21 protein-coding genes are annotated in these 21,330 nt (G+C 67.9%); 10 read left to right on the plus strand and 11 right to left on the minus strand.

All coding sequences use genetic code 11. The annotated features are described in order from the left end of the window. Positions 1-22: 22 nt before the first annotated feature. Complete coding sequence (locus OV287_RS47715; protein WP_267540734.1) at positions 23-1,234, plus strand: hypothetical protein; 1,212 nt, start codon at positions 23-25, stop codon at positions 1,232-1,234. Between the two features lie 30 nt (positions 1,235-1,264). On the opposite strand, the gene OV287_RS47720 is transcribed toward OV287_RS47715, so the two are convergent. Further along, positions 1,265-1,792 carry a hypothetical protein gene (locus OV287_RS47720; protein WP_267540735.1) on the minus strand — a complete coding sequence of 176 codons (528 nt, stop codon included), beginning with the start codon at positions 1,790-1,792 and terminating at the stop codon, positions 1,265-1,267. A 390-nt stretch (positions 1,793-2,182) separates the two neighbouring features. Continuing rightward, entirely contained in the window at positions 2,183-3,139 is a 957-nt protein-coding gene (locus tag OV287_RS47725; protein ID WP_267540736.1) for a helix-turn-helix transcriptional regulator, read from the minus strand. Between the two features lie 111 nt (positions 3,140-3,250). On the opposite strand from OV287_RS47725, the gene OV287_RS47730 reads away from it, so the two are divergent. Further along, positions 3,251-3,706, plus strand: coding sequence for a GFA family protein (locus OV287_RS47730; RefSeq protein WP_267540737.1), 456 nt, complete (start codon positions 3,251-3,253; stop codon positions 3,704-3,706). 108 nt (positions 3,707-3,814) lie between these two features. Then, the gene (locus OV287_RS47735) at positions 3,815-4,996 is read left to right on the plus strand and encodes a hypothetical protein (protein WP_267540738.1); all 1,182 of its coding nucleotides are present in this window, start codon (positions 3,815-3,817) and stop codon (positions 4,994-4,996) included. A gap of 26 nt (positions 4,997-5,022) precedes the next feature. Here the strand turns inward: OV287_RS47735 and OV287_RS47740 are convergent, their stop codons facing one another. The 4 genes from OV287_RS47740 to OV287_RS47755 form a co-directional block, all read right to left on the minus strand. Further along, positions 5,023-5,952, minus strand: coding sequence for a hypothetical protein (locus OV287_RS47740; protein ID WP_267540739.1), 930 nt, complete (start codon positions 5,950-5,952; stop codon positions 5,023-5,025). Positions 5,953-6,002: 50 nt separating this feature from the next. Next, on the minus strand, positions 6,003-7,241 hold the full coding sequence (locus tag OV287_RS47745; protein ID WP_267540740.1) for a chemotaxis protein: 1,239 nt from the start codon (positions 7,239-7,241) through the stop codon (positions 6,003-6,005). 101 nt (positions 7,242-7,342) lie between these two features. Continuing rightward, on the minus strand, positions 7,343-7,936 hold the full coding sequence (locus tag OV287_RS47750; RefSeq protein WP_267540741.1) for a DUF4136 domain-containing protein: 594 nt from the start codon (positions 7,934-7,936) through the stop codon (positions 7,343-7,345). Positions 7,937-8,047: 111 nt separating this feature from the next. Beyond that, positions 8,048-9,103 carry a hypothetical protein gene (locus tag OV287_RS47755; protein ID WP_267540742.1) on the minus strand — a complete coding sequence of 352 codons (1,056 nt, stop codon included), beginning with the start codon at positions 9,101-9,103 and terminating at the stop codon, positions 8,048-8,050. Positions 9,104-9,379: 276 nt separating this feature from the next. Between OV287_RS47755 and sulP the strand changes: the two genes are divergently transcribed. The 5 genes from sulP (at position 9,380) to OV287_RS47780 (ending at position 14,551) form a co-directional block, all read left to right on the plus strand. Then, positions 9,380-11,257: a sulfate permease gene (gene sulP, locus OV287_RS47760; protein WP_267540743.1), complete on the plus strand. Its 1,878-nt coding sequence runs from the start codon at positions 9,380-9,382 to the stop codon at positions 11,255-11,257. Between the two features lie 46 nt (positions 11,258-11,303). Then, positions 11,304-12,317, plus strand: a complete 1,014-nt coding sequence (locus tag OV287_RS47765) for an HAD family hydrolase (protein ID WP_267540744.1) — start codon at positions 11,304-11,306, stop codon at positions 12,315-12,317. Positions 12,318-12,441: 124 nt separating this feature from the next. Then, positions 12,442-13,917 carry an arylsulfatase gene (locus tag OV287_RS47770; protein WP_267540745.1) on the plus strand — a complete coding sequence of 492 codons (1,476 nt, stop codon included), beginning with the start codon at positions 12,442-12,444 and terminating at the stop codon, positions 13,915-13,917. Positions 13,918-14,010: 93 nt separating this feature from the next. Beyond that, positions 14,011-14,154 (plus strand): hypothetical protein, encoded by a 144-nt coding sequence (locus OV287_RS47775; protein ID WP_267540746.1) that lies wholly within the window; start codon positions 14,011-14,013, stop codon positions 14,152-14,154. After that, complete coding sequence (locus OV287_RS47780; protein ID WP_267540747.1) at positions 14,147-14,551, plus strand: hypothetical protein; 405 nt, start codon at positions 14,147-14,149, stop codon at positions 14,549-14,551. Before OV287_RS47775 ends, OV287_RS47780 begins: the two co-directional genes overlap by 8 nt. Positions 14,552-14,569: 18 nt before the next feature. Here OV287_RS47780 and OV287_RS47785 read toward each other — a convergent pair whose 3' ends face one another. Then, entirely contained in the window at positions 14,570-15,328 is a 759-nt protein-coding gene (locus OV287_RS47785) for a DUF5953 family protein (RefSeq protein ID WP_267540748.1), read from the minus strand. A 1-nt stretch (position 15,329) separates the two neighbouring features. Continuing rightward, positions 15,330-16,256, minus strand: coding sequence for a DUF6310 domain-containing protein (locus tag OV287_RS47790; protein ID WP_267540749.1), 927 nt, complete (start codon positions 16,254-16,256; stop codon positions 15,330-15,332). A 249-nt stretch (positions 16,257-16,505) separates the two neighbouring features. On the opposite strand from OV287_RS47790, the gene OV287_RS47795 reads away from it, so the two are divergent. Beyond that, the gene (locus tag OV287_RS47795) at positions 16,506-18,209 is read left to right on the plus strand and encodes a serine/threonine-protein kinase (protein WP_267540750.1); all 1,704 of its coding nucleotides are present in this window, start codon (positions 16,506-16,508) and stop codon (positions 18,207-18,209) included. 105 nt (positions 18,210-18,314) lie between these two features. After that, entirely contained in the window at positions 18,315-19,250 is a 936-nt protein-coding gene (locus OV287_RS47800; RefSeq protein WP_267540751.1) for a DUF2381 family protein, read from the plus strand. 69 nt (positions 19,251-19,319) lie between these two features. Here OV287_RS47800 and OV287_RS47805 read toward each other — a convergent pair whose 3' ends face one another. The 3 genes from OV287_RS47805 to OV287_RS47815 all read right to left on the minus strand — a co-directional run bounded on the left by OV287_RS47805 (position 19,320) and on the right by OV287_RS47815 (position 21,324). Then, positions 19,320-20,078: a DUF5953 family protein gene (locus OV287_RS47805; RefSeq protein WP_267540752.1), complete on the minus strand. Its 759-nt coding sequence runs from the start codon at positions 20,076-20,078 to the stop codon at positions 19,320-19,322. A gap of 1 nt (position 20,079) precedes the next feature. Next, positions 20,080-21,006, minus strand: coding sequence for a DUF6310 domain-containing protein (locus OV287_RS47810; RefSeq protein ID WP_267540753.1), 927 nt, complete (start codon positions 21,004-21,006; stop codon positions 20,080-20,082). A gap of 150 nt (positions 21,007-21,156) precedes the next feature. Beyond that, positions 21,157-21,324 (minus strand): hypothetical protein, encoded by a 168-nt coding sequence (locus tag OV287_RS47815; RefSeq protein WP_267540754.1) that lies wholly within the window; start codon positions 21,322-21,324, stop codon positions 21,157-21,159. Positions 21,325-21,330 lie beyond the last annotated feature (6 nt).

Here is a 21,330-nt window from a genome sequence, read left to right on the forward strand (position 1 = left end):
ACACCACCCCCGAGGACTTTCGATGCGCCGTGCACTCCCTCCGCTCCGAGCCAGCGCCGTGCTGGCCGTCTCCCTGCTCCCCCTCTGCGTCTTCGCCTCACCGCTGCGCGTCCAGTTTTTGCGCGGTGAGAGCACCATCACCGACATCCCCGAGCTGAGCACGCAGTCGCTGCAGGAGCGCACCCTCTACGGACTGACGCAGGCCCTCAAGGCCGAGCAGGACAAGGCCACGCTGGTGCCCGCCGGAGCGACCGAGGGCGCGGATGTGGTGGTGGGGGCGAAGCTGGATCGCAACGGTGCGAAGTTCCGCCTCGTCTATGTCCTCCAGACGAAGCAGGCGCCGAAGCTCCACAACCAGCTCGCCTATGAGTTCACCACCCCGAAGCTGAGCGACAAGGGCGTGACGGTCATGGCGCAGGAGATCCTCGCCGAGGCCGGAAAGCTGGAGGAGGCCCGGAAGGCCCAGGCGGCCCAGCAGCCCGCCCCCGCGGTGACCAGCGCGCCCGCCCCCGCGGTGGCCACCGCGCCAGCCCCCAAGGCGGGTGGCTTCGGCAGCACGGCCAATAACGCTCCCGCGGCCAACACGGCCCCCGTCGCCAAGGCGGCTGACGAGTACGCGGAGTACTCGACGACGGACGACGCGTACCCGGCGGCGGTCGATGCGCCCAGGGGCCGCCAGCAGCCTCTCATCGTCGTCCACTCGGGCATGGGCGGAGTGTGGGGCTACGGCACGCAGAGCTACGGATTCGGGGTGGTGGTCGAGCCGAAGTGGAACATCACCGATTGGCTCGCGGTGGGGACGCGGGTCGATGTGGGCCTGATATTCGGCGGCCGCATTGTGCCGTCCGGGACCACGTCGATCGCGCTCGGGGCCTCGGTGGGCACGCTCATCAAGGCGGAACTCCTCCTCGGGTCCTCCGGTGTGCGGCCGTTCGTCGGCTTCGGAGGCGGCACCTACGTGATCGCCGGGCAGAGCGTGAGCGCGGGAAACGGTGGTGCGGGTATCTCGCAGACGGGCGGCCAGTTCTACGGCATCGCGCCGCAGCTCGGCATCGACTTCGGCGGCCTCCGCCTCGGGGTGACCTACAACCACATCCTGGGCGCGGACATCGTCATCGAACAGAACGTCTCCCTGGGCGTGCAGGCGGAGCGGCTCCCGCGCAACTACGTCCTGCTCGAGCTCACGGGCCGCGTCTTGAAGTTCGGCGGCTCGGAGAAGCGGCCCAGCTTCTAGCGAGGAGCCCAGCAGCCAGGTGGCCTGAGGTCATGGGAGCAACGACTTGTTCGTGGAAACCATCAGCTTGACGCGCCCCTGCTCCTGTCCGGCCAAGGCATGAGGCCCGACGTAGTATGGCCTGTCTGGTAGCTTTTGGAGTGTCTTACGGGTGACCGAGAAGACCTTCCTTGCCCACGCCTGGAAGACCTCGGGTTTCTCCACCCAGACACCATCCTCGGCGAACTGCCGTTGGTAATACAGTCGTCCCGCCCTGAGTATCTTGCCGTCATAGTAGCAGCGATCCAGCTCGATCACCGGCGAACGATCCGATTCCACCGCCCAGTATCCTTGCTGAGGGACGTGCCTCAGGATGACTGACTTCAGATCCTCCGGCTGTGCCAGCATGACCCTCAGCCGTGTCTTGCCGAACTCGGAGACTTCGAGGCCAGGAAGCCGCACGGGAGTGGAGCCCCGCGACTCACCATCCAGGAAGACCACCGAGCACTCCTCCCTGAGCCTCTGCTCGAGGAGCCGGGTGTCTTCTGGCATCAGGAAGAAATTGACCTGGTGCCCCATAGGAGCCTCATTTGTTGTAAGGATGGAACTCTGGACGCTTGCCCTTGGAGCCCCCAGGGGTCTCGACCATGTGCTCGGTCTTGGGCTGCAGTCCGCGCGCCTCGACCTCCTGGGCCACCTCCTTGACCTTCGTCTGATGCTCTGTCCCTCCTTTCCGTCCATTTGGATTCGGGGGAGTCCTCACGCTCTGGACCGCAGCCTTGTCTGGGACGGCCTTGGCGGCGGCCTTGGGGATCCGAGGGGCCGCCAGGCTCAGGCCACACCACAGGAGACAACTGACTACCAGCAGCTTTTTCACGAGGTGACTCCTTGGGTTCTCCTGCGCCGCAGGGTACCCCCTCCCGCGAGTACGGAATAGCGAGTGCGTGCTTCACGAAGGTCTGAGCACGACTACCGCTGCGCGGCCCGCGAGAGACGCTCGGACAGGCGGCGAAGGTGTTCGATGAGCTCCCGGGGTTCGTGCACCTCGAACTCGAATCCCAGCCACCCGAAGTAGAACGCGAGCGACTCGAGGCTGTCTCCGCCGGCGTGGACCAGGCAGCGCTCCGCATCCAGCTCCTCGATGCGGCCCGCTACTCCGGACAACCGCTCGGAGACCTCGCGCGCAGGGGCATGCACCGTCACGCGCGCGCGGAACCGGTATGCGTCCGTCGAGACCGCCTGCGACACGTAGGCGGCCACATCCTCGGACGGAAGCGGGCGGGCCTTGAAGGAACGCCCGGTTCTCGGCCCCGGACCGATGCGGTCGACGCGAAACGTCCTCCACCCTTCCCGCTCCAGGTCGTAGGCCAGCAGGTACCAACGGTAGCTGGTGTGCACGAGACGGTAGGGCTCGACGGACCGCGCGCTCGCCGTGCCCCCGCGACTGCTGTAATCGAACCGCAGCAACTCGGAGTCACGGCACGCACTGGCGATCACCGCCAGCACCTCCGCGTCGACCTTGGGCACCGGGTCGCCGAGCCGCACGCTCACGGCCTGGAGCGCGTTCACCCTCCGCCGGAGCCTCTTCGGCAGCACCTGCTCCAGCTTCCCGAGCGCTCGCACCGCGGCCTCTTCCAGCCCCTTCACCGGCCCGGTCGCCGCCACGCGTAACCCGATCGCAACGGCCACTGCCTCATCGTCCTCGAGCGGCAACGGGGGCAGCTCCTTCCCGGCCCCCAACTGGTATCCGCCACCAACGCCCGCGGCCGCATGCACCGGGTAGCCAAGGGTCCGGAGCCGATCCACGTCCCGGCGAACACTGCGCTCCGTCACCCCGAGCTCCCGCGCCAGGTCCCCGCCCGCCCAGAAGCGCCGGGACTGCAACAGCGACAGGACCTTCAGCAGCCGGGCGGACGTCTGGACCACGGTACGGCTCCTCTCATTGCGGACCGAATCTGTCCGCAACCCTTCCTACCTTCAACTCATCCCAAGGGCGAGCCCAGAAGGCTCCCGCCCAGAACCCTGGAGCATCCAGCCATGAGCAACCCCACCTCCGCGAAGAGCGACATCTCCCCTGGCCTCAAGACGTACAAAGGCAGCTGCCAGTGCGGCGCCGTGCGCTTCGAGGTCGACTTCGACCCGAGCCAGGGGACGACCCGGTGCAACTGCACCGTGTGCACCAAGACGCAGTGGTGGGGCATCAACGTGAAGCCGAACGCCTTCCGTCTCCTCTCCGGCAAGGAGGTCCTGGGCGACTACTCGAAGTCCGAGGCCTCACATAGCCGGTTCTGCAAGGTGTGCGGACTCCGCTCGTTCGGTCACGGGAACATCCCGGAGCTAGGCGGGGAATACTACGCCGTGAACGCGCACTGCCTCGACGGCGCCAACCTCGCCGGCATCAAGGTCACCTACCTCGACGGACTCCACGACACCTGGGCGGAGCTCGCCTCCAGGCCGTATGTGGATCCGTTCTCCACCGGCGCGCGGGCCTGAGCGCTCCGGACGACTGCCGCACGGCACCAGGCCCACTCTCCGCCTGCCTGCCGTGCACGGAGTGACGCTCGCCACGCCCACGGACCGATTCCTAGATTGAACACGGCCATGGACATACCCGCGTCATTGCAGGACTTCTCGCTGCTCCAGGGAGGCCCGTTCCTCAAGCTGCGGCGGCGGCTCCATCTCCTCCGTCCGGGAAGCCCAACCCTGCGCTGGCGCCTGCTCGCCCTCTCGCTCCTGAGCTGGCTCCCCCTCCTGCTCCTCACGCTCCTGCGTGCAGAGCCCGAGGGGCGTCGTGCCTTCCTGCTCGACTTCCATGTCCACATCCAGCTGCTGCTCTCCCTGCCCCTGCTCATCGTCGCCGAGCGCTATGTGGACGGGCGCCTCGCGGTGGCCGTGCGCCAGCTCGTCTCCTCGGAGCTCGTCGAAGCGCGGAGCCTGCGCGCCCTCGACGACGCCGCGCGCGAGGCGACGCGGCTCCGGAGCCTGGGGTTCGTCGAGGTCGGGCTGCTGGCCGTCAGCTATTTGCTCTCCTTCACGCACCAGTTCTCCGAGCAGCACCCGGAGTGGATCTTCGCGGGCGGCGAGGGACAGCTCTCTCCAGCCGGCACGTGGTACGCGGCGGTGAGCCTGCCCATCTTCCGGTTCCTGGTGCTCTGGTGGCTGTGGCGCGGCACCGTGTGGGCCCTGTTCCTGTTCCGCGTCTCACGGCTGCCCCTCGCGCTGAGACCGACCCACCCGGACCTCGCGGGCGGCCTGCGGTTCCTGTGCACCTGCCAGGGCAGCTTCGCCATCGTCACCTTCGCCGTGGCCTGCTCTTCCGCCAGTGCCACCCGTCGCCTCAGCCATGTGTCCCCCACCGAGGATCCGCTGAAGTACGCCCTTCCCCTGCTCGCCCTCGCATTCGTTGCCCTCGTCCTCGTGTTCGGTCCGCTGTTGTCCTTCTGGCTCCCGCTCGTGAGGGCGAAGCGGCGTGGAGAGCTCCAGTTCTCCGCGCTGGCGGCCCTTCACTCGCGAGACTTCGAACGCAAGTGGTTCGAGCCCCAGGGCGACCAGCAGCGGCCCGCGGACACCATCGAGCGCCGCCTCCTGGGTGCCGCCGAGTTCTCCTCGCTCGCGGACCTGGGAACGGCGTTCGATGTCACGCACCGGATGCGGCTCTTCCCCTGGAGCCGCTGGCCGATCATCGCCGTCGCCGCCGCGGCCCTGGCGCCCCTGGTGCCGCTGCTCATCGTGGACCGGCAGTTCCTCGCCGTCGTGGTGCAGCTCGCCCAGAACCTGCTCTGAGGCACACTCCATCCACCACCGGCCACTCAACGGAGCCTGGTGACGAGGAGCACGGTGAGCAGGAGCGCACTGCCCGTTCCCGCCGCGAGCACGAGGGGCCTGCGCAGGCCCTCTCCCAGCGCGGCCAGGATGCCGCTGGACACCTCGCGGCTCGCTTGCCGGAGTGCAACCCCGGGCGATGTGGAGCTGCCCAGGGAGCGCACCTGGCGAACCAGCTCCTCGGTGGCGCCCCGCACGCATGCCGCTGCCACCTGCTCGGCCGTGTCCGCCACGGCCCGGCTCACTTCCCCCTCCCTCGCGTGCCACCGTTCCCGCAGCTCCGTGTCGAGCTGCCCCACGAGCGAGTGAACGAAGTTCCGCCCCGCCACCTCGAGGAGGGCAGCGAGTGCATCGCTCTTCTCCTCCGCCTTCGCGCCGAGTCCCTCGACGAAACCGCGCCCCACCTGCGACGAGAACTCGGCCGCCACCGGCGCCAGCTGCGTCATCGATTCATTGAGCTGTTCCAGTGCGCCCCGCACCGCACCAGCGGCGGCGAGCTGGGCACGCTCCCCGGGCGTGCGAAGCTCCCACTCCCGGTTCGCCGCGACTCGCGTGGAGCGCTCGAGCAACTGATTCAGCCGCTCCAACACCTCACGGGAGAACGCGTCCAGGCCGGGCATCGAGCGCCGCAGCTGCTCGACCGCTCCCCGCACCGCGCCCTCCGCCGCCAGTCGCGACCACTCCTCGGGAGGCCGGGCCGGGCGCTCGGCGGCCTCGTGCGCCATGCGCCCGAGCAGCGTCAACACATCCTCGAAGACCTCCTGGAGCTGCCCATCGAGCTGCGGAAGCCTCGCCCGCAACTCCTCGGAGGCACCGCGCACCGCGCCGCTGGCGAGTCCCTGGGCCGCGAGGCGCTCGACCGAGAGGGTGAGTTGCCGCAGCAGCTCGACCGGAGACAGGCGCGCCTCTTTGCTCATCGCTCCTCCTAGAGGAGACGATGGGCACCTCCTGACCCGGTGAACAGCCCCTAATGGTGGGGCTCGCCGGGGTGCTCGCCGGGCGGGCCGTGCTCCACTTCGGGCCCAGGCACCGCGGGCCCCTCGTCCCTCGGCGGCCCCCCTGCCCGGCGCCAACGGCCCCAGCGTGGGCGCGCACCAGGGCGTCCTCCTCGCGCCAGCAGCGCCGCAACCCCGAGCGCCCCCGCCACCAGCAGGGCCGTCAGCCCCAGCAACCACAGGAAGATGTGGTCCACCAGGGCCTCGGCCCGATCGAAGGCATGGTCCACCCAGCCCCGGCCCATCGTGTCCGTCTGCGCGAGCGTCTCCACCCGCTCGGTGTGGAGCGAGTCCATCACCGCCAGGCGCTCGCCCCGCATGCCCTCCAGCACGGCCAGCCGCTCGGAGGAGATGAAGTCCTGCAGCGCCTCGCGCTCGCGAGTCACCACCGCTGGGGTGGTGCCGGCCAGCGCGCCCATCCGCACGAGCACGTCCACGGCCCGTCCCATCTCGTCCATGGCCGAAGTCAGGACCGGAGTCCCCTCCACCATCTCCTGGACGGCGAGCTCCGCCTGCCAGCGGGCCTGCCGGGGGAGGCTGCCGGCATAAAGGTCCACCCGGGTGACGAGGTCCTGCGTGTCCGCGAGCAGCGCGGCCGTCGAGCCCAGCAGGCCCACCCCGGAGCGATCCGTGAAGGCGGCCAGCAGGGGCACCGTGGACTCGCGCGTGATGATCGGTCCGGTCAACGGATGCTCGGCGGCCCACCCGTGCACGAGCTGGCGCAACTGGGAGACATCCTCGCGGCCCGACAGCTCCCGCCAGAGCGTCTCCACCTCCGACTCCAACATCCCCAGCGAGCGCTGGGCCGTGTCCATCACCTCCGGCGGCGCCCCCTCCGCCCACTTCGGCAGGACCTGCTGCATCTGGGCCAGCAGCGCCCAGGCGTCGATCAACGCCGCCACCGGATCCGGCTGGAGCAGTGCCCCCTGCATGGCGGGCACCGCGTTGCTCTTGAAGCGCACCATCTTCTCGCGGTCCGAGGGCGAGCGGGAGAGCGCGGCGAGCTCATCCGCGGTGGCCTCGAGGACTCCCGGGAAGCGGCGGGCCATGTCGCGCACGCGGATGCGCAGCACGCCTACGCTCAACTCCGACTTGCCCACGCGCTCGTAGAGGGGCGAGCGCGGCTCCACCTTCACCGCGGCACAGGCCGTCAGCAGCGCCGCCAGCAGCACCGTGAACAGGAGGGACGAGAACCGGGGAAAGGTGCACATGGGAGGACCGGCCCCCAGCATGCGCACCCCCTGCCGCCCCGCCGAGCGGCCCCACGGGGCGAGGCCGCGTCATGCGCCGGACGCCCGGCGGCAGCTACCCGTTACTTCGGCTCGGGCTGGGGCGGGAACTTCTCCAGCAGCTTGTGGGTGGCCTCATTGATGAGCTTCTGGCTCTTGTTCGCATCCACATTCTCGGACAGCTCGGCCTGCGCCGTGCCGCGCCAGACGAGCTTGTTCGCGTCGGCGTCCACGACGTCGAGGATGAGCGTCCCCTCGCTGTACTCGCGCACGACGGGAGTGGTCACCCCGGCGCCGCCGTAGGCGACCGGGCCGTAGAACGGGTCGTACCAGGGATCCCAACCGTAGCCGTAATAGGAGTTGATGTAGTCCACATCCACCTTGTGATCGATGGCGCCGTGCCAGCCCACCTTGAAGTCGGAGGGCTGTCCCTCCTCCACCTTCTGGTAGCCGCGCGCCTGCAGCTCCCGGTCTACCGCCTGCTGGACACGCGCCTGGATGATGGGGTTGTAGACGCGTGGGTTTCCCCCCTCCTTGGCGGGCAGCCAGGAGTAGGTGCGGTACGCGCTCACCTGCTGCACGGCGTTGGGGTCGTAGTTCGTGTTCGTCTTGATGGTGGTACAGGAAGCGAGCCCCAGCACCAGCAGCGCACCGGCCAGACGCGACGGCAAGGACATGACAATCTCCCTCGAGCCCCCCAGGGGCGGTTCACTTCCCGACGATAGGCATTGGGAGTCCTCCCGCGCCGGGAGCCGCGAGCCCGCCTGCCCCTCCCTCCAGTCGGAGGCTCACCAGATGTAGCGGAGCATGAGCTGGCCGTAGTTGATCGAGGGACTGCCGGACTTCGCGAGGTTGCCATCCGCGTCGCGGCCGATGCGGGGCTCGGCGTGCAGCACGGCCACGCCGCCCAGGCCGAGCTGCAGGTTGGGCCGCCCCGAGTAGTAGAGGCCGAGGGCGATCGAGCTGGTGTTCAGGTCGGTGCGCGCCAGCGCCACCTCCGACTGACTGCCCGCGGTGAAGAGGTACTCGCCCATCAGCGCCAGGGGAACGCCGAGCGGCTTGAAGTCCGCCGTGAGCGCGGCCGCCAGGTTGAAGCGGAAGGCGGTGGTGTCCTGGTCGACGCGCGCGCCCGTGGTGGGATCGAAGGGCTTGCGCGTGCGCCAGGCGTGCATCGCCGAGGCCGAGGCCTGGAGTCCCAGGACGGGAGTCCCGAGCTTCTGGGCGAAGTACGCGCCGCCATTCACCGAGCTCTCCGACATGGGGACGATGAGGAGCTCACCCAGGTTGCCGCGCAGGATGCTCACCAGCGTCACCCCCGGAGTGTCCACGATGGAGCTCAGCAGCGGCAGCAGCGTGAACTCCCGGCCACCCTCGAGGCCGGCGCCAGCGCGCAGCGACAGTTGCGTGCCGCTCGAGTCGAAGTGCAGCAGCCGGACCACGAGACCGGCGTCGCCGCCCACGCGGTAGCTGGCGCCATCCGACACGAACGAGCCCACCGTCAGGCCGGTGTAGGCGATACCTCGCGCCTGGCCCCACAGGCCCAGCCAGGGAGTGATTCGCAGGCCCAGATCCAGCGTCTGCTGGAAGCCCGTGAGCGACACGTCCTGCAACCCCAGGCTACCAATGGGCAGGTCCGGCACGTCGTACACCACGACACCCTCGTGAAGGCCCACGTAGCTGGAGACGAAGGCGCTCTGCTGGAGGATGGGAAAGAGGAAGGTGTGGCCCCCGAGCTGGCGCGAACGACCCTGTTCACACTCACATGCTGGAGTCTCACGAGCATTCGTCTGCTCGGTGGCCGCGGTACTCAAGGACAGAAGCAACGCAATCGCAGTCAGGCTCATATGGCCCGGATATGAGCCCCGAGTGCGGTGGTAGCACCTGCTCGCGGGTGGGAGGGGATGCGGATTGGTGAACGCTGGCGGAAGGATGCCCGGCCCCACAGCAGGCCTCGCCCGTCCATCCCACGACAGCCTCTGGCCCCGGGGTGCAGGAAGCGCGCGAGGGTGTGGAGACAGGCAAGTCACCCCTGGACTCCTCGAATGAGCACACCCGGGTGCTCCCCGGCGCGGAAGCAACTCATGTTTCGCGGACAGAAGCACTCCATACCGGAGCCGAGCATGCGCCAGCGGAGCACGACCCTCGCCAGACCCTCCGCCGTCATCCCGTTGCTGGGCTCGATGCGGGGTTACCGTCCGGGCTGGCTGAAGCGAGACCTGGTTGGAGCGCTCACCATCACGGCCCTCCTCATCCCCGAGGGCATGGCGTACGCCCAGCTCGCTGGCGCACCACCCCAGGCGGCCTTCTATGCGTGCCCGGCGGCCCTGGTGCTCTATGCCCTGCTGGGCAGCTCGCGCCAGCTCGTGGTGGCCGTCTCCGCCACGGTGGCCGTCCTCTCCGCCGCCACCGTGAGCGCACTGGCTCCTTCTGGCTCGGCCCACTACCTCGCCCTCACCGCCGGCCTGGCCATCCTGGCGGGCCTCATCTCCCTGCTCGCGGGCGTGCTGCGGCTCGGGCGCATCGCCCAGTTCTTCTCCCCGTCCGTCCTCACCGGCTTCGTCTTCGGGCTGGCGCTGGTCATCGCCATGAAGCAGGTGCCCAAGCTCTTCGGGTTGAAGGGCGCCGGGGAGGGCTTCTTCGAGCAGCTGTGGTTCGTGCTCACCCACCTCCCGGAGAGCCACCTGCCCACGCTCCTGGTGGGCGCGAGCTGTCTGGTGCTGCTGGTGGTCCTCGAGCGCATCTCGGAGCGCCTCCCCGCGGCCCTGGTGGTCCTGGTGCTGGCCATCCTCGCATCCCACCTGCTCGGCCTTCAGGCGCGGCGGGTGGCGGTGGTAGGGAACATCCCGGCCGGGCTCGCGGCGCCACGGCTGCCGGACATGAAGTGGAGCGATGTGCTGGCCCTGCTGCCAGGGGCGTGCGGCATCGCGCTGGTGGCGTTCGCGGAGGCCATCGGCCCGGCACGAATGCTCGGGGCCCGGCATGGCTACACGGTGAACGCCAACCGGGAGCTGATCGGCCTGGGCTGCGCCAACATGGGCGCCGGTCTCTTCCAGGGCTTCTCCATCGGCTGCAGCCTGTCGAAGTCCGCGGCCAACGACCAGGCGGGGGCACGCAGCCAGGTCTCCTCTCTGGTGGCGGCCGGCCTCACGCTGCTGGTGGCGCTCTTCTTCACGCCCCTCTTCCGCGCCCTGCCAGAGGCCACCTTGGGTGTCATCGTGGTGGTGGCCGTCTCGGGGATGATGGAGGTGGGCGAGCTGCGGCGGCTGTTCCGGATGCGCCGCCCCGATTTCCTCGTGGCCATGGCCGCCCTGCTGGGCGTGCTCGTCTTCGACGTGCTGCCGGGCCTGCTCCTCGCGGTGGGCCTCTCCTTGCTGCTCACCATCTACCGCGCCAGCCTCCCTCGGCTGAGCGAGCTGGGGCGAGCCGCGGGCACCCTGGACTTCGTCGACATGCGGCACCAGCCCTCGGCGCATCCCCTGCCCGGGCTGATGGTCCTCCGCCCCAACGAGGGCATCTTCTTCGCCAACGCCGAGTCGCTCCGCGAGGAGATCCTGGAGCGCATCCAGCGCAGTCCCCGCCCGGTCCGGACCGTGCTGTTGGACCTCGAGGCGACGACGGATCTGGACGTGCCCGGTGCCGACATGCTGGCCGACCTCCACGAGGATTTGGAGACCCAGGGGGTGACGTTGCTGCTGGCGCGGGCGCTCGCTCCCACGCGGGAGATGATGGAGCGCACCGGCTTGCTAGAGAAGGTGGGCCGAGACCACCTCTACCCGCACGTGCTGAGTGGAGTGGTGGACTACCTGGCCCGGTACGCCCCCTACGCCGAGGAAGAGCGGGCGTTCTTCCACGACGGCCTGCACCGGCTGGAAACCCTGGCGGAGGAGGTCGAGGACTCCATGCCGGCCGAGGAGCGAGATCAACTGGAGCGGATGCGGCAAAAGCTCCGCCAGGGCGAGTCCGTGCTGGAAGAGCCACGGGATTCCGGCCCTCACTGACACACGCGCACGAACTCTCGGAGACAGTCCACGGAGGTAGTGAATCATGAGGACATCCCCAGCACTCCGCACCGCCCGCGAGGTGGTCCTGCCGCTGCTGTGCCTGACGGCGCTCGCCGCGAGCAGCCCCTCTCCCGCCCAGGCACCCGCGACGCGGGAGGATCCACTTCCCTCCTGGAATGAGGGCGCACCGAAGAAGGCCATTCTCGACTTCGTCAAACGTGTCACCACGCCGGGCAGCCCGGACTTCATCCCCGTCGAGGAGCGCATCGCCACCTTCGACAACGACGGCACGCTCTGGCCCGAGCAGCCCGTCATCCAGGGTGCCTTCGTGCTCGCGCAGCTCCAGAAGCGCGTCGCGAAGGAGCCCTCGCTCAAGCAGAAGCCCGCGGTCAAGGCCGCCCTCGATGGAGACCTCGAGTACCTGACCCGGGCCGGTGAGAAGGCGCTGATGGAGCTGTTCGCGATCACCTCCGCCAACCTGACCGACGAGCAGTTCGACCAGGAGGTCCGCGAGTTCTTCCAGACGGCGAAGCACCCGAAGCTCGGCGTGCCCTACACCCAGCTCGCCTACCAGCCCATGGTGGAGCTGCTGGAGTACCTCCGCGCCAACGGTTTCCGCACGTACATCTCCTCGGGGGGCGGTATCGACTTCATGCGGGCCATCTCCCAGCAGATGTATGGGATTCCGCCGGAGCAGGTGATCGGCAGCTCCCTGAAGAAGGAGTTCAAGGACCAGGGCGGAAAGTCCGTGCTCTGGAGGAAACCCGAGCCCGGCGCGGTCAACGACAAGGAAACCAAGCCGGTGAACATCGACCTGCACATTGGCAGACGCCCGGTGCTCGCGGCCGGCAACGAGCGCTCCAGCGGTGACATCGCGATGCTCGAATACTCCCAGGGCCGCGAGGGGCCCTCGCTCCAGCTCCTCGTCAACCACGACGACGCGCAGCGGGAGTTCTCCTACCAGGAGAAGGACAACGCCTCGCTCAACGCCGCCAAGGCGCATGGCTGGACGGTGGTGAGCATCAAGAACGACTGGAAGACAGTCTTCAAGCAGTGAGGGGTTGAGTCCGAATCCAGGACCCCACCCTTCCGGGCTGACCGAGCAGCCAGACCCAGACGGCCCCCACCCGGTGCATGCACATCATCTACGGCGCAATTCTGTTGCAAGGAGAGAAGACACCATGGCCAGAGCTGTCAAAGCGCCCAACATCCTCGTCATCTTCGGAGATGACATCGGCTACTGGAACCTCAGCGCCTACAACCAGGGAATGCTGGGCTACGAAACGCCCAACATCGACCGTCTGGCGAAGGAAGGTGCGCTGCTCACCAACTACTACGGGCAACAGAGTTGCACCGCGGGCCGCGCGGCCTTCATCACCGGCCAGTGCCCCTTCCGCACGGGCCTGACGAAGGTCGGCATGCCGGGAGCCAAGGTGGGCCTGAGCGAAGAGGACCCGACGATCGCCGATATGCTCAAGTCGATGGGCTACCACACCGCCCAGTTCGGCAAGAACCACCTCGGGGACAGGGACGAGCATCTGCCCACGAATCACGGCTTCGACGAGTTCTTCGGCAACCTGTACCACCTCAACGCGGAAGAGGAGCCCGAGAACCCGGACTACCCGAAGGATCCCCAGTTCCGGAAGCGCTTCGGCCCGCGCGGCGTCATCCGCGCCTACGCGGACGGCCGCATCGAGGACACCGGGCCGCTCACGAAGAAGCGCATGGAGACCGCCGATGAGGAGTTCCTCGCCGCGGCCATCGACTACCTCGAGCGCGTGGCGGACTCCGACAAGCCCTTCTTCGTGTGGTTCAACACCACGCGCATGCACATCCACACGCACCTGAAGCCGGAGTCCCAGGGCAAGACGGGCATCGGGCTCTATCCCGACGGCATGGTCGAGCACGACGGTCACGTCGGCCAGCTCCTGGCCAAGCTCGACGAGCTGGAGCTGAAGGAGAACACCATCGTCATCTACTCCACGGACAACGGCGCCATGTCCAACATGTGGCCGGACGGCGGACAGACGCCCTTCCGCGGAGAGAAGGACACCAACTGGGAGGGCGCGTTCCGCGTGCCGTGCCTTGTCCGCTGGCCAGGCGTCATCGAACCAGGCACCCGCCTCAACGCGCTCTTCTCGTCCGAGGACTGGCTGCCCACGCTGGTGGCCGCCGCGGGCGACCCGAACGTCAAGGACAAGCTCCTGAAAGGCCATGAGGCCAATGACAGGACCTTCAAGGTGCACCTGGACGGCTACGATCAAACCCAGTTGCTCGCGGGGCAGGGGCCCTCCCAGCGCCAGGAGTTCTTCTACTTCGGCGACGATGGCGAGCTGCTCGCCGTGCGCCACGGGCATATCAAGGTGATCTTCGCCGAGCAGAAGGCCGAGGGCATCGATGTCTGGTCCACGCCCTTCGTGATGCGCCGGGCGCCACTCGTCTACGACCTGGGGGCGGACCCGTTCGAGCGGGGGGAGGATGGAGTCGGCTACCACACCTGGCTGATCGACCACACCTTCCTGCTCCTCCCGGCCCAGCAGTATGTGGCCCGGTTCCTCGAGAGCTTCAAGGAGTTCCCGCCGCGCCAGAAGCCGGCGAGCTTCACCATCGACCAGGTGATGGAGAAGCTGGAGAACTCTCAAAGCACGTCCAATTGACGGTGACGCGCCGTCCGCCCCCTGAGAACCCTTCCAGGGGGCGGGTGCCGGTGGTCCGACTCATGACTGCCCGTTCACACGAGAGGTCCGAAGATGAGAACACACCCACTCACGGCGATGAGTGTGTCGGTCCTCCTGCTGATCTCGGCCAGCGCTGCCGCGCAAACGGAAGCGAGCGCCGAGCCCGGCACGGAGGAGACGCGGTCCGCCCAGGCGCTGGAGGCTCACGATGGCTGACATGCTCAATCAGTTGTGGCGGGAGATCGTCGAGCGCCCCGATGGGCCCATGGCCTTCCGCTTCTACCTCCAACCGGTGATGGCGATGCTGTTGGCCATGCGCGACGGCATCAAGGACGCGCACGAGGGGCGGCCCGCCTACTTGTGGGCGCTCTTCACGGACAAGCCGCACCGGCGCGAGCTGCTGCAATCTGGATGGAGCTCGGTCGCCAGGGTCTTCATCCTCGCCGTGGCGATGGACCTCATCTATCAGGTCCTCGTGCTCAAGGAGCTGCGGCCCCTCGAAGGTCTGCTCGTGGCCGTGTTCCTGGCCATCGTGCCGTACGTGTTGCTGCGCGGTCCGGTGAACCGGGTTGCCCGCGGCCTCTTCCACCACCGTGCCCGCAGACAGAACTGATGACGCAGCTGCCGCGCCTCAAGGGGCTGCGCGCCCGCCGATCTCCGGGAAGCGCTCGTAGGCCCGCTTCAGCACGTCCAGGTGCGCGGGGTTGTCCAGGTCGAGCGGCGCATCGGTGAGGTTCACCACCCACCCGCCCGTGGCGGTACGCCGTGAGCGCGAGAGCAGCTCCGCGTCGCGCGCCGGGTCTGGAAAGCCGATGGCTCGTGCGGTGGCTGCCGACCAGTAGTTCAGCCACCCCAGCCGATGCGGAATCTCGGGCGACCGGATGTGCTCCGCGAGCTTGAGCACTGGCAGCCCCCGTGGCGGGCTCCCCGGCTTACGCACCGGATCTCTCGTCTGCTGCGAAATCACAACGGCTGCGTTGGACGGCGTCGCGTGCCCCCAGAAAGCACGAGCACCTTCCCCAATGGCCGCCAGCACATCCGCTGCCGCTGCAATGCCAGCTGCGTCCAGGTATAACGATCCATGGACTTCAAAGTGAGGCGGGCTCCGTGCGGCAAGCCCGTTCGGGTTCTCCCACCCGGTAAGCGTCACTGGACGGTTTCTGTCATCGTTGCAAAGGTAGGGAAACCCGCCGTCTGTCCTGTTTGCTGCGACCCACTCATCGCGGTGAGGCAGTACGATGAACTCCTCTTTTTCAGAGAACGTCCAACCCAGCCGCAAGCCGGGCAGAGCGCCCTCCATTCCATGAACGATAGCGAGAGGCCGCCTATCTTCGCCCACGAGTGCAGGCGCATAGACGATGATGCCAAGTTCATCAGAAAAGACCGCCATGTCAGCACCAATCCATGATGACGATGTTGAGGTTGGGATCTAGTTTCTCAAGAGCAAATTTATGTGCGGCGCTTTTCACGCCAACGACAAAGTTATATCCGCATGTTTCTGCAAGCCTTTTCTCGCGCTGTATTTCCGGCAGTTTCATCCGGGCAAAGAACCTCTGGGAATGAGGCGATTGTATGTCGAAATCATCAGTCTTTACTTCCCACAACGTGCGCGTGACCAGTTGCAGCGCATCGAAGTTCTTCCCATTCACGAACACATCCCAGCCGGGGAAGCTGTTGTTCGGAAGTTTGTCGGCGCACGCGTTGTGAGGGTCATTCCCGCCCATGTGTGGCACCGGGACAGGCTTGCACTCCGGCCGGCGCTCCCGCTCCGAGGTCTCGATTGGCCCCAGGGGAGGAAAGTCCGGCCCTTCTGGCTTCGGCTTGGGCCTTTGCTTCGGCAAGGGGTTCTGCGGAACGGGCTTCACTTCAGGCGCGGGCTTCACTTCAGGCGCGGGCCTTGCGTCCTCGGGCTCAGCCCATTTCAGCTCATACGCTTCCAGCGCCTCTTTGATGGCGAAGCCCACCATCACCACTCCCGTGACGATCACCGCCCCCACCACGAGCTCCGGAGCCGCCAGGACACAGACCCCGAGTCCCACCGCCGCCGCCCCTGCGGAGGCAACCGCGCATCTTCCCGTGGTGTCGTGAAACTCGAGCCGCTCATGGTCCAGGGCATGAAAGCACCGCTCCGCCAGCACGGGCCAGGGCTCGGAAGCCTCCTGGACGGCGCACCGCCCCCCGTCCGTCCAGGGCAGCGTCGCCGCTCGCTGGAGGCTGGCGCGCCTCGGGTCCCGGGCCACTGGCTCTCTCGGGCTCGGCGCTGACGTAGCGCAGGCTGACACGAAGAGCAGAAGTGCGATGCACGCTCGGACTCGCATGGCTACGTCCTCCAACCAGGCCAGGACCGAGAGAGTCCTGGCGGGGCTGTCCGGAGTATGCCGGCGCGCTCCGGCAGCGACGAGAACGAGCACGCGGGGTGAGCGAGGCACTGGCCGGGACACTCGACCTGCGACGTTCTGATACGTTGAGGTCCTGAGAGGTAGGCCCGCGTGTCCGCACATCCTCCTTCCCCAGTCCCGAGCCCCTCGTCTCCCCTCGCGGCAATGGGGGCCCTGCGTCCGCCCGACATGACCCCGCTGTCACCCGGCACCCGCATCGCCGGAGAGGTGGTGGAAGGCGAGCTGGGCTCCGGCGGCTTCGCCACCGTGTACCTGGTGCGCGACCCGGACGGCCGCCTGTCCGCCCTCAAGTTGCTGCCCCTGGACCAGGGCGAGGAGCGGGCCGCGCGCGCCTGGCGCGAGCTGTCGCTGGGCATGCGCCTGCGTCACCCCAACCTCGCGCGCCAGCTCGGCGGCGGCCAGTGGCCCGAGGACGAGCCCCGCTTCGTCTGGCTGAAGCTGGAGCTGGTTGACGGCCCCACCTTGGAGGAGTGGGGCCTGGTGCCCGGGCGCACCGTGGGCGAGGTGCTGGAGCGGATGTTGGAGTTGGCGCGCGCGCTGGCGGTGATGCACGAGGCGGGCATGGTGCACCGGGATGTGAAGGAAGCGAATGTGCTGGTGCGCGAGAGCGACGGACAGGCGGTGCTGGTGGACTTCGGGGTGAGCTACCGCAAGGGGAACCCCACCCTCACCAAAGGCATGTTTCCCCCGGGCACGCTGCCCTACCGCGCTCCGGAGGCCTGGGCCTATGGCCGCGCGCACGTGGGCGTGGCGGGCGCGCACTACCGGGCCGGACCGGGGGATGACCTGTACGCGCTGGGCGTCGTCCTCTACCGGTTGCTGACGGGCCGCTTCCCCTTCCGTTTCACCGACGACGGAGGCGTGGACGTGGAGGCGGTGCTGCACCGGGATCCGCTGTCGCCGCGCCTCGTCAACCCGCGTGTGCCCCGGGAGGTGGAGGCGGTGTGCCTGCGGTTGTTGGCCAAGAAGCCCGAGGAGCGCTACCCGAGCGCGGTGGCGCTGTACGAGGCGCTGGAGACGGTGAAGGCCGGGGCGGACGCATCCTGGAAGCTGCCGCTGCACCCGGAGAGGCGGCGCGCGGTGAAGCCGTGGGCGCGCCGGGGCCGGATGCTGGCGGGGGTGGGACTGGGGTTGGCCCTGGCGCTGGGGGCGTGGTGGCTCGGCTCCGGCCAGGAAGTGGCGCCCTCAGAGCCCGTGCCAGAACCTGTGCGAGCCGTGGCCGCGCCTCCCGCACCCGAGGTGCCCTCTCCCGCGGCCGCCGCCCCGCCGGTGACGCCCCGAAAGGACAGTGCCCCCGTGAAGCAGCAGCAGCAGACGCCCAACGCTCCGCCTGAAGCAGCCCCCAAGAGCTGGGGCGCCGCCGTGCGCAACGCGTGTGCCGGCCTCACCGGCTTCGCCTTCCAGGCCTGCGTGGCTGGCCAGCAGCAGGTGCCACCCGCGCCCCCCGCTCCGCCTCCCCAGGAGTGCCCCGCCGGGGCCGTGGAGACCATGACGCGCATTCTCGGCCTGAGCATCGGGGAGAAGACAAGCGTCGACTGGAGCGACGTGCGCGGCAGGTCCGTGCGCGTGTACGAGAACACCCCAGTCCGCGTGCCGGGCCACTGGGAGGCGGGGGCCGACTTCACGGGCAAGGGCTACAAGATTGCGCTGCCAGACGAAACCCGCATTTCCGGGCGGCTCTACGTCAGGGAGGGGAGAGTGTACGGCCGCCTGACTGCGGCTCGCACGCCCGACGGTGTGACGTACCCGATGTGCCTGGAGTTGATGGATACGGATGACAACGTCGGCCTCGAGCTCCAGCCCGGCAGCGAGCCGGGGAAGATGATGGTCGACCCTGTTGTGCGCGTACGGGTGGTGGACCGTTTCAAATAGGGCGGCCCGGAGTCCAGATGGGCGGGACCGGACACCACCGGAGAGGAGGTGTGGTAGAGGCCAACGTCCCCGGTCTCGTCCGCTTTCCCTGGAGGTTTGCGTCCTGTGTTCGTCCTGCCCCTCGCCATCGTCGTGGGAGTGAGCCTGCCCGCCGAGCCCACCGCCACTGTGCCCTCCACGCTGCCTGTATGTGAGAAGGGCACGCGCTACCTTGAGCTGACAGCGGACTCGCCCAGCGAGGCGCACGAGGTGTGCATCCATCCCGGGCTCTCCACCAACGTCTTCTTCGACGCGAAGCTGGCACACGTGGAGCTGGCCAGGCGGGAGTGGTTCCGAGTGATAGCGGATGAGACGGGCCTCACGCTCGTGCCCACGGTGGCGCTGGGAGACGGAGAGCGTGTGCCGCTGAAGGTCTCCTTTCAGGACGGCGCGGCCCCGGCGGGCGTCACCTTCACTCTGGTGGTGCACCCCTTCGAAGCCGAGCGGCAGGTGGAGGTGACGCGGAAGCCGCGCACGCTGGCCTCCTACCGGGAGGGTGAGCAGCAGGCGCGGGCGGAAGCGCGGCAATGCCAGGAGGAGAAGGTGCATCTGGAGGCGGAATGTGCCGGGCGGATGGGTCTGCTGGGCCTGCTCGCCCAGGAATTGCTGGGCAAGGACGGCATCGCCGGTAGCAACATCACCAAGCGTGTCACCTCGCGCCCGGGCAACAGACTCCACTCCATCGAGGCCCGCAGCTACCGCTCGGACACCGGGCGCATGGAGGGCGAGCGGAAGGTGGTGCGGCTCATCGTGAAGCAGCTGGTGCTGAACACAGGGAACACACCCTGGACGCCTGCGGGGGCGGTGCTGGTGGGTCACCAGGGAGTGGAGTGGAAGGCGCTCGGCGTGTGGGCGCAGGAGCCCATTGCCCCGGGGGAGAAGCGCCTCGTTGGGGTGGAGGTGGAGATGACGGAGATAGAGGCGCGCGGCACCTTCACCCTGAAGCTGTGGAGCCAGGACGCTGGCACCGCGGAGTTCTTCGATGGGGTGACGTTCCCGTAGCTCACGGGCGCCCGCTCGCGAGCCCAAAGGCGGAACCTCGAGCACGGCCACCACGAGCTTTGCCGGGCCTCAAGGGGCCGCGCGCCCGCCGATCTCCGGGAAGCGCTCGTAGGCCCGCTTCAGCGCGTCCAGGTGCGCGGGGTTGTCCAGGTCGAGCGGCGCATCGGTGAGCCTGACAACCCACCCGCCCGTCGCGGTACGCCGTGAGCGCGAGAGCAGTTCCGCATCACGCGCCGGATCCGGAAAACCGATGGCTCGTGCGGCGGCGGCCGACCAGTAGTTCAGCCACCCCAGGTAATGCGGAATCTCAGGCGCGGGGATGTCCCATGAGAGTTTGAGAGCGGGTAGACCTTTGGGCGGAATATGAGGCTCATCCCCCGGGTGGCGAAACTGCTGCGCCACTGTCTCGGCCACCTCATCCGGATCCATGTGTCCCCAGATCGCGCGAGCGCCCTCCGCTACGGCTTCCAGCGCATCCGCTGCCGCCGAAACACCTGCTTCGTCGTGTGGCAGCCTCGCGTGGACTTCAAAGTGTGGTGTCATGTCTGCGGCAAGACCTCTCGCGTTCTCCCATCCGGTAAGCGTCACGACGCGATTCTCGTCGTCATTGCAGAGGAACGGAAACCCGTTGTCTGTCCTGTCTGTCGCGACCCACTCATCACGATGCGGCAATGCAATGAGGTCGTCCTTTTCAGAAGTCGTCCACCCCAGCCGCAAGCCGGGAACCGCGCGCTCCATTCCATGGACGATGGCAAGAGGGCGCCCATCGTCGCCCACAAGCGCAGGTGCGTAGACGCTAAGGAGTAAAGATTTTTGTGTGGCTGCCATCTCAGCACCAATCCATGACGACAACATTGAGGGTGCGGTCTAGTTTAAACAATACGGCTTTGTGCGCGGCGCTTTTGACGCCAACGATGAAGTTATACCCACACTGTCTGGCAAGCCTGTCCTCGCGTTGCAATTCCGGCAACTTCACTCTAGCCAAAAAGTCCTGGGACCGAGACGAGTGTTTGTCGAAGTCATCCGTCTTGACGTCCCACAGCGTGCGCGTGGCCAGTTGCAGCGCATCGAAGTTCTTCCCATTCACGAACACATCCCAGCCGGGGAAGCTGTTGTTCGGAAGTTTGTCGGCGCACTCGTTGTGCGGGTCATTACCGCCCAAGTGTGGCACCGGGACAGGCTTGCACTCCGGGCGGCGCTCCCGCTCCGAGGTCTCGATTGGCCCCAGGGGAGGCAGGTCCGGCCCTTCTGGCTCCGGCTTGGGCCTTTGTTCCGGCGAGGGTTTCTGCGGGGCGGGCTTCGTTTCTGGCACGAGCCACGTTTCAGGCGCGGGCCTTGCGTCCTCGGGCTCGGCCCCTAACAGCTCATACGCATCCAGGGCCTCTTTGATGACGAAGCCCACCACCACCACTCCCGTGACGATCACCGCCCCCACCACGAGCTCCGGAGCCGCCAGGACACAGACCCCGAGACCCACGGCCGCCGCCCCCGCGGAGGCAACCGCACATCTTCCCGTGGTGTCGTGAAACTCGAGCCGCTCATGGTCCAGGGCATGAAAGCACCGCTCCGCCAGCACGGGCCAGGGCTCGGAAGCCTCCTGGACGGCGCACCGCCCTCCGTCCGTCCAGGGCAGCGTCGCCGCTCGCTGGAGGTTGGCGCGCCTCGGGTCCCGGACCGCTGGCTCTCTGGGGCTCGGCGCTGACGCAGCGCAGGCTGACACAAAGAGCAGAAGTGCGATGCACGCTCGGACTCGCATGGCTACATCCTCCAACCAGGCCAGGACTGAGAGAGTCCTGGCGGGATTGTCCGGAGTATGCCGGTGCGCCCCGGCAGCGACGAGCGATGATGCCCGGGGCACCGCGAAACAGCGCGTGTGTTTCGTGGTGCCCTGCCTACCTCGCCAGCGCTACTGGCGGAGCATCTGGTGGGCGAACTTCGCCTCGGCTTGCTTGTCGGGCTCGTAGTCGGGGTGGAAGTCGGGCTTGAGATCGAAGTCCACGCGGAGGACCCGCCCAGTGAACTTCGTATTGGACCCGTACTCCGGAGTGACCGCGGTCCCCTTGTCCCAGCCCACGTCGAA

This window comes from Archangium lansingense (assembly GCF_026626635.1).
Classification (GTDB): domain Bacteria; phylum Myxococcota; class Myxococcia; order Myxococcales; family Myxococcaceae; genus Archangium; species Archangium lansingense.